Source organism: Thermohalobacter berrensis (genome assembly GCF_003609645.1).
GTDB lineage: Bacteria > Bacillota > Clostridia > Tissierellales > Thermohalobacteraceae > Thermohalobacter > Thermohalobacter berrensis.
On sequence record NZ_MCIB01000035.1, the window covers coordinates 1 to 2,444 of the forward strand.

1 rRNA gene is annotated in these 2,444 nt (G+C 53.2%); it reads right to left on the bottom strand.

The annotated features are described in order from the left end of the window. Positions 1–8: 8 nt before the first annotated feature. Positions 9–2,444 (bottom strand): 23S ribosomal RNA (locus tag BET03_RS10735); the annotation flags it as partial.

Below are 2,444 nucleotides of genomic sequence, written 5' to 3' on the forward strand. Positions count from 1 at the left end.
GTGTGAATCTGGTCAAGCCCTCGGCCTATTAGTATCGCTAAGCTTAGGACATTACTGCCCTTACACCTGCGACCTATCAACCAGATAGTCTATCTGGAGCCTTACCCTTGACGGTGGGAAATCTTATCTTGAGGTGGGCTTCGCGCTTAGATGCCTTCAGCGCTTATCCCTTCCAGACTTGGCTACCCAGCTGTGCTCCTGGCGGAACAACTGGTGCACCAGAGGTCTGTCCGTCCCGGTCCTCTCGTACTAGGGACAGCTCCCCTCAGATTTCCTACGCCCACGGCGGATAGGGACCGAACTGTCTCACGACGTTCTGAACCCAGCTCGCGTGCCTCTTTAATGGGCGAACAGCCCAACCCTTGGGACCGACTTCAGCCCCAGGATGAGACGAGCCGACATCGAGGTGCCAAACCTCCCCGTCGATGTGGACTCTTGGGGGAGATAAGCCTGTTATCCCCGGGGTAGCTTTTATCCGTTGAGCGATGGCCCTTCCACTCGGAACCACCGGATCACTAAGTCCAGCTTTCGCTCCTGCTCGACCTGTATGTCTCGCAGTCAAGCTCCCTTCTGCCTTTACACTCTTCGCACGATTTCCGACCGTGCTGAGGGAACCTTTGAGCGCCTCCGTTACCTTTTAGGAGGCGACCGCCCCAGTCAAACTGCCCGACTGACAGTGTCCCAAGACCGGATTCACGGCCTGTGGTTAGAATTCCAGTATCACCAGGGTGGTATCCCAAGGATGACTCCACCGAAGCTAGCGCCCCGGTTTCTCAGTCTCCCACCTATCCTGTACAAGTAATACCGAAATTCAATGTCAGCCTGCAGTAAAGCTCCACGGGGTCTTTCCGTCCTGCCGCGGGTAACTCGCATCTTCACGAGTACTACAATTTCACCGGGTCCCCTGTTGAGACAGTGCCCAAGTCGTTGCGCCTTTCGTGCGGGTCGGAACTTACCCGACAAGGAATTTCGCTACCTTAGGACCGTTATAGTTACGGCCGCCGTTTACTGGGGCTTAGGTTCAATGCTTCGCATACGCTAACACTTCCCCTTAACCTTCCAGCACCGGGCAGGCGTCAGCCCCTATACTTCGTCTTTCGACTTAGCAGAGACCTGTGTTTTTGCTAAACAGTCGCTTGGGCCTGGTCACTGCGACCAGAATTAGCTTAGACCGTAAAGGTCATCACCTCTTCTGGTACCCCTTCTCCCGAAGTTACGGGGTCATTTTGCCGAGTTCCTTAACAGGGGTTCTCCCGATCGTCTTAGGATTCTCGCCTTGCCTACCTGTGTCGGTTTGCGGTACGGGCACCTATCTACTCGATAGAGGCTTTTCTCGGCAGTGTGGAATCAGCTGCTTCGCTACTTTAATTTCGCTCCCCATCGTCTCTCAGGATTGTTTCTGCGGATTTGCCTACAGAAACTCCCTACAGACTTGGACGCACTCAACCAACGGTGCGCACAGCCTATCCTCCTGCGTCACCCCATCTCTCAAACGCAGATAGGTGGTACGGGAATATCAACCCGTTTTCCATCGCCTACGCCTTTCGGCCTCGGCTTAGGTCCCGACTAACCCTGAGCGGACGAGCCTTCCTCAGGAAACCTTAGGCTTTCGACGGGTGGGATTCTCACCCACCTATCGCTACTCATGCCAGCATTCTCTCTTCTGTACAGTCCACTGCTCCTTACGGTACAGCTTCGACCCGTACAGAATGCTCCCCTACCAAAGCCAAGTGTTCAATGCTATCTTCAAAACTTAAGGTTTGAGCTTTTAATCATTTGGACAAAAGCCTTAATCTTATTTAGCGGTAGCTTTTGTCAAAATGTCCTTACCTTATACCTTTTATCTTGAAAACACTATTGAACACTCGACTTTCCGTAGCTTCGGTGACAGGTTTGAGCCCCGGACATTTTCGGCGCAAGGCCACTCGACCAGTGAGCTATTACGCACTCTTTAAATGAATGGCTGCTTCTAAGCCAACATCCTGGTTGTCTGTGTAGCCTCACATCCTTTTCCACTTAACCTGTACTTAGGGACCTTAGCTGACGGTCTGGGCTGTTTCCCTTTCGACTACGAAACTTATCTCCCGCAGTCTGACTCCCAGGCAACATGACATGGCATTCGGAGTTTGATAGGCTTTGGTAGCCGAAAGGCCCCTAGGCCATTCAGTGCTCTACCTCCATGTCACTAACCTGAGGCTAGCCCTAAAGCTATTTCGGGGAGAACCAGCTATCTCCGAGCTCGATTGGAATTTCACCGCTACCCACAGGTCATCCGATGGCTTTTCAACGCCAACCGGTTCGGGCCTCCACGGAACTTTACTTCCGCTTCACCCTGCCCATGGGTAGGTCGCCCGGTTTCGGGTCTACGGCATACGACTTAACGCCCTATTCAGACTCGGTTTCCCTGCGGCTCCAGACCTAAAGGTCCTTAACCTTGCCGCATA